The 6,217-nt window shown below is 60.7% G+C and carries 5 protein-coding genes; 2 read left to right on the top strand and 3 right to left on the bottom strand.

Annotation, left to right across the window (positions count from 1 at the left end):
• Positions 1-21: 21 nt before the first annotated feature.
• The 3 genes from KYK83_RS16780 to KYK83_RS16770 form a co-directional block, all read right to left on the bottom strand.
• Positions 22-2,505: a strawberry notch family protein gene (locus KYK83_RS16780; protein ID WP_222829068.1), complete on the bottom strand. Its 2,484-nt coding sequence runs from the start codon at positions 2,503-2,505 to the stop codon at positions 22-24.
• Between the two features lie 75 nt (positions 2,506-2,580).
• Positions 2,581-3,213 (bottom strand): DUF7146 domain-containing protein, encoded by a 633-nt coding sequence (locus KYK83_RS16775; RefSeq protein ID WP_346729483.1) that lies wholly within the window; start codon positions 3,211-3,213, stop codon positions 2,581-2,583.
• 488 nt (positions 3,214-3,701) lie between these two features.
• Positions 3,702-3,944, bottom strand: coding sequence for a hypothetical protein (locus tag KYK83_RS16770; protein WP_151884781.1), 243 nt, complete (start codon positions 3,942-3,944; stop codon positions 3,702-3,704).
• 517 nt (positions 3,945-4,461) lie between these two features.
• On the opposite strand from KYK83_RS16770, the gene KYK83_RS16765 reads away from it, so the two are divergent.
• Both KYK83_RS16765 and KYK83_RS17575 read left to right on the top strand, forming a co-directional pair.
• Positions 4,462-4,686, top strand: coding sequence for an XRE family transcriptional regulator (locus KYK83_RS16765; protein WP_008601437.1), 225 nt, complete (start codon positions 4,462-4,464; stop codon positions 4,684-4,686).
• Between the two features lie 6 nt (positions 4,687-4,692).
• Positions 4,693-5,943: a type II toxin-antitoxin system HipA family toxin gene (locus tag KYK83_RS17575; protein ID WP_219150552.1), complete on the top strand. Its 1,251-nt coding sequence runs from the start codon at positions 4,693-4,695 to the stop codon at positions 5,941-5,943.
• Positions 5,944-6,217: the final 274 nt, after the last annotated feature.

Below are 6,217 nucleotides of genomic sequence, written 5' to 3'. Positions count from 1 at the left end.
TGTCTAATGCTGAGCTCAACATTAGACATATTCGCGCGGGGACAGATCGATATCGAGCGCTTCACGTTCTTCCACGGTAAGGTCGGCAAGCCGCCGGTCGAGCATGGCCTCGGCGGTCGAGACCAGCTGCACGACAACCGAATGCTCTTCGCCAAGCGCCGCTTCCATCGCGGGGATCAGACTCGGCAATTTCATTGAAAGCAGGAGCTGGGCAAAGAAGCGCTGCTTGGTGCCTTCGAAGATCGACAGCGCCGCAGCCTTGGCGTTGCGATTGAGCGTGTCGCCGCTGTCCTCGTCGACCACGCGGGTTGCTTCGAGCGCCGCTTCGAGATTGCGGTGAATGATCGCCCAGGCATCAGCATAGGCATCGTAGATCCGTACCTGCGCTTCGGTCAGGCTGTGTTCGAGGATGTCGTACTCGACCCCGGCGAAAGACAGCGCGCGAGCGAGATAGAGACCCTGGGCCTTGAGGTCACGGGCGACGAGCTCCATCGCCGCGACGCCGCCGGCGCGGATCTCGGTCATGAATGCTTCGTGGGTCGGGAATGCGGTCTCGGGTCCCCACAGGCCAAGCCGTGAGGTGTAGCCAAGGTTGGCGATATCCGAAGCGCCAGTGGCAGACGCATAGAGCACCCGGGCGCGCGGCAGATGGTTCTGCAACCTCAGACCCGCCATCCCCTGTTCGGAGCCCTTGACCTTGCCGCGGGTCGATGAGCCCCCAAGGGCATTGGCCATGGCGTGGGCTTCGTCGAAAGCGATCACGCCGTCGAAACCCTCGCCCGCCCAGGCAAGAATCTGGTCGAGCCGAGTATCCTCGGCGCGGCCCGAGCGCAGCGTCGGGTAGGTGACGAAGAGAATGCCTTGGGACATCGCTACGGGGTGGCCGAGTTTCCAGCGCGAGAGCGGCTGGAGATCGAGCGGCAGCCCGCCAAGCGCTTCCCAGTCGCGGCGTGCATCTTCGAGCAGCGCCTCGTTCTTGGTGATCCAGACATGCCGGCGCTCGCCGGCTAGCCAGCGGTCCATGATGACCGCGGCGATCTGCCGTCCTTTGCCCGCTCCGGTTCCGTCGCCGAGGAAGAAGCCTTGGCGGTAGAAGTGTCCGTCCTCGGAGAGTTCCAGCGAGGTGCCTTCCTGGCTAACCTTGAACTGACCCGGAAGATCACGCGCAAATGCCTGGGCAGCGTAGACCAGTGTCTCGCATTGCGCTTCGGACAGCAGGCCATCGGCCTGCCAACCTGCGGGAAGGCGCGGGCAAACATCGGGCTGCGGTGCCGCGACCGAACCCATGGCGACCGATTCCACGAGCGGGGTAGGATGAACCGGCGCGTCTTCGAACGCGATGCGGCTGGGGCGGTAAGGCAGGTAGATGCCTGCCTGTTCAGGCACCGGCGCGGGGTCGGCGAGAACAGAATAGGCAAGATCGATCGCATGCGCCCTGGCTGCTGGTGTCGCGGCGAACGGCGCCACCGGCCGAATCGGCGCGCTTTGGGCCAAAGTTTTGCCAACGAGGCGCATTGGCTTCCTGATTGGCAGGCGATGGATGTTGGTGGAGGTCTCTACGCGTGGCGGAAGCGCGTTGAGCAGCTCGTGGAGCGCGATCAGATCGCAGTTATCTCCGGTGATCGCTGACGAGGGCGCAGTCGACACCTTGTCGATCACGACCAGGCGAACGGCAATCCCCGTCCCTGTCCGGCGAAACATCTGCTCCAAGCGGACATTGAGCAGGAGCGACGCTTCGTCCTGTGCTTTGGCGAACGTGGAAGCATCAAAGCCGTCGGGCATGATCGCGACGATCCTCGCCCCACTGGCAGTGGCGCGGATCGCGCTGCGCAGGTGGCGCTGTGCCGCCGCACCGTCCTTGCCGCGTTCCTGGCTTCGGGCGAACGGGGGGTTCATCAGCACGACCGACGGAACAGGGCCGCGATGCAGGTCGGCGATCAGTTCCCCGTCATGCGCAGTGATCGTGGCCGTGGGGAAGATCTGGCCCAGCCCGTCTCGTCTTGCCGGATCGATCTCGTTGAGGATCAATGGAGCGTTTTGGATACTGGCCCAAACGGCAAGCGCACCATTGCCTGCGGACGGTTCGAGGAGCGTGTCTTGCGCGCAGACAGCTGCGGCCTTCGCCATCAGCCAGGTTAGCATTGGCGGGGTCGAGAATTGTTGGAGCTCGACCTGTGCTTCGCTGCGAACGTGCCGGGGCGGCATGGTTGCTTCGAGCCAGTCGAACCGCGCTGTCGCTTCATGCACGTTCGTCGTCAAATCGATGCGCGAAGACTCTCCCAGCCAGAGCAGTGCGCCGATCTCGACCGCGTTGTTGTAGTCATCTATGGTCCAGGCACTTCCCCAGTCCAGCACGCCGGCCTCTTCGGCGAACAGCCCGGAAACGTCGGTACGGGTAAGATGACGTCCCGAAGCAAGAAGCGCGGCAACTCGGGTGCCGATGGCATAGGCCAGGGGCTCTGACGGCAACTGCTCGCCGGCGGGAAACAGGTCTGATTGAAACATGGCAATTCGTCCTCCTGATGAAGGCATCGGGACACGCCCTCTGCCGGATCAGGAATTCGAGAAGCCCACTCTCCTCTACGGCGCCGCCTTGCGGCGCAGCCATGCTGTCAGTTCATCGTTCCAGTCTGTGTCGCGTGACGACGGCTTGCGAACGTGGATCGTCCGCGCATCGCGGGCATAAGCGGCCAGGGCACGCGACGCAGCCAGCTCGCCGCCAGCATCGTGATCGACGAAAAGGTGAAGCTCGGTCACGCTCTCGGGTACGCTGACGAGGCCGAAGCGCTCATTGCCCAGGGTCGCCCAGACGGGAATGCCGGTGAGAGCATAGGCCGACATCGCGCTCTCGACCCCCTCGGCAAGGCCAAGCTTGCCGGAGGCCGGAGCGAAGAGGCGGACAGCTGCTTCGCCGAGCGCGCCGAGCGCGCGCTTCGGTTTGTCGAAATCGGCCTTGGCATTGCCCGAAAGGAACGTGCGATGGATGGCGATCGGCCCCACGTCGAGGCTGACCGCAGCGATCATGGCCGGCAAAAAGCGGGTGCGCCCCTTCGGGCCAAGCGGTGTTCGCGGATGAAAGCGGAGCGCTGACGATGCGGCGAGAATGCCTCGGCTCTCCAAGTAAGCCTTTGCCGGACTGGTAAGCAGCGGTTGCGCATCGCGCCAGATGCACAAGGCAGCGGCCGAAGGCTTCGCTGCGTGACCAGTGTCCATCGTGGGCTCGATTGCACCTTCCGAAAACAAGGTTGACGCCGGTACGCCTTCACGCGCTAGCGCTGCGAGCACGGACTCCTGATCGCATCCGGCAAAGCAATGGAGGAGAATGGCTCCTCGCCCGAGTGACACACCGAGCGAGGGCGTTCGGTCGTTATGCGCGGGGCAACGAGCCATGCCCTTTGTGCCGGACCATTTGCCGCGGCGGCTTTCGCAGATGCGGCGGGCGGTTGCTTCCAAAGAGCTTATCTTGGTCGAATATCGGTGGGACATGGCGCATCGCGATCCTTTCGGCTCGCTCACAAAGGCCCTCCTCCCCTCCAGCCCTTCTGTGTTGTAAGAACAGGTCGGAGGGGATTCACGTCTGCACTGCGAGCCCGTCGATTTGAGCGTCACATCGACATCGCCGCTCACCCGCGAGGTCTACCGATTATTCGTAGTGACTTCTCACTAGCGCCATTGATCCTTATTGCTGCCCCACGACCTGGTCAGTTTAGATCATGCGACACGTTACCTAATCGAAAATTCCGGTCCGATCTTTCCTTTTGCAAATCGCGTCGTGCCTTCGGAAGGTAGTCCCGCCAAGTCCGTCGATGAGTGATATGGCTGATTTTGCCGGGCTTGCTCATTCCCGCCATCGCGGCAACCGCCATTCTGCCATGGCCGGGTTGATCATTTTCACGAGCGAATAATGTCTTCGCGCGTTCGATTTCCTCGTCTGAATAATGCATTCGATGCTCCATCGGGTTGGACCTGCGAGAGCGTTCGAACGAAATTCGGCGAACCCTCTGCAGGGTCCGCCGGTTAACCTCCAATTGGAGGACGGGACCTCGGAATTCTTCCGAAGCTGTCGGCTTGTGCCGACATGCGTGACGTTTGCGATATAGTCGCTGAGACAATTCGCGCAACTGCACAGCGACTTTTGAAGTACGATGGTCAAGCCGCGGCCTAGCGACCGCTCACCAGCGCCTCTCCACTCTGTCATGGTCATTGTAAGCCTCGTGCAGGAGGCGGTGAAGCATCTTCCTTCGGTAAATCTGCTTCAAGCGAAAGAGCACAAAAACAGAGCACAAAAACATGACATATCATTTCTATTTGCGGAATTTCGCATGATATGTCATATATCGGGCCATGCCCCGTTCGTCTCGAGCTGCTAGCGGACTACCGCCCCAGAGCCAACGTGCAATCGCACGGCTAGGCAAGGATATCGCCCTTGCTCGCCGCCGGAGAAAACTCCCTCAGCGTTTGATGGCCGAGCGGATGATCGTCTCGGTTCAAACGCTGCAACGTCTCGAAGCGGGAGATCCTACCGTGGGCCTCGCGGTTCTGGCGAGTGCCTTGCATGTCTTAGGGATGACCCAGCGCCTTGCCGAGTTGGTAACCCCAGACAGTGACCGTGCCGGGATCAGCGAAGATTTGTCCCGCCTGCCTCAAAAGACCCATGCTGTCAGCGACGATGATCTGGATTTCTAGCAAGCCGTGACGACCATCCGCACCTATGTTTTCGTGCATCTTGAGGAAGGACCTGTTCCGGCAGGCCTTCTCACGATGACCGACGAACCGCGCAACCAGTTTGCTACCTTCGCTTACGGGCGGCGTTATCTGGAACGCGCTGACCGTATTCCGGTCGATCCTGTAGCTCTGCCGTTGCACGAAGCTGGAACTTCTCGAACGTTCAGGACGGAAGAGGGCTTTGCCGTGTTCGGTGGCATTCGGGATGCTGCTCCTGACGGCTGGGGCCAATACCTGATGTACAAGGCGATGGGCGATCGCTTGCCGAGCGAAATCGATCTCATTCTGGCCTCGGGCGAACATCGCGTGGGTGCGCTCGCCTTTGGGCCGACGTCCGCCCAGCCTGAGAGAATTACACCATGGGGGGACGGCCCTGCTCCGGGCGAAGAGTTCACGCTCGCAGAGCTAGCAGAAGCCGCCGAACGAGCGCAGCATGTCGACGAACTCGACGAGAACTTGAGGGCGTTGCTAGCCGCCGGGTCATCTCTGGGCGGCGCCCGGCCGAAGGCTGCTACAAAAATCGGCGACAAACCCTGGATCGCGAAATTTCAGAAGCGGGGAGACAGCTTCCCCGAATGCAGGGTCGAACTGGCGACAATGCGGCTTGCCAGCGAATGTGGTCTCGATGTGCCGCCACTCGACTTCCGCTGTGTCCTTGATCGCGACATCTATCTGATCGAGCGGTTCGATCGGATTCCTCACGGGAACTGGCTGGAGCGTAGGCCCTTCGCTTCGGGGCTCACAATGCTCGGGGCGCATGAGAGCGAGGTCAGCACCTTCAGCTATGCGGATCTCGCCGGAGCGATCCGGCAATTCGGAACCGAAGTGCGCAAGGATCTGCACGAGCTATTTCGTCGTATGCTGCTCAATATCCTCGTCACGAATGATGATGATCACTTACGTAATCATGGCTTCCTGTTCGATGGTGAGGGTTGGCGGCTATCGCCGCTTTACGATGTAGTGCCGAAGCCGCAGCTAGGTCTGGAGCGAAGGCTCGTCCTCGGTGTGGGGCCGGAAGGCCGCAATGCAACGATCGAGAATGCTCTCGCCGGTGCCGCGGTCTTCGACCTCGGCCATGATGACGCGACAGCAATCGCCGAAGACATGAGCAGAACCGTAGCGACACGGTGGGAGCACCTATTCACAGAAGCAGGGATAAGCGCGGCTGATCGCAAGCGTTTCGCCACCTGCTTCCGATTGGCAGCACCTGCGTCATGATCGCAAACGCAGAAATCTGATCATGGGGGCGCGTGCTTACCAAATTTGGCATGGTGATTACCCGGTGATTGCTAGCCGAGAAAATGGGGATCAAAAAATGCTGATTAGTGATTATATATCCGTGTATTATGATAGTATGATCACTAAGGTGCGGTAAGCCAGGCCAATCCAGTCCACCTTAAACGACCGTTTCAGATGATCGCTGCCATAATGGGTCGGGCCCTCCGGGCAGCGCATGGCTAATCCCCGGAGAAAAGACCGAGCGAAAGGATAT

This window comes from Qipengyuania pacifica (genome assembly GCF_019857205.1).
Classification (GTDB): Bacteria; Pseudomonadota; Alphaproteobacteria; order Sphingomonadales; family Sphingomonadaceae; genus Qipengyuania; species Qipengyuania pacifica.
The sequence above is the reverse complement of the archived record's forward strand: the minus strand, read 5'-3'. Positions and strand labels throughout refer to the sequence as shown.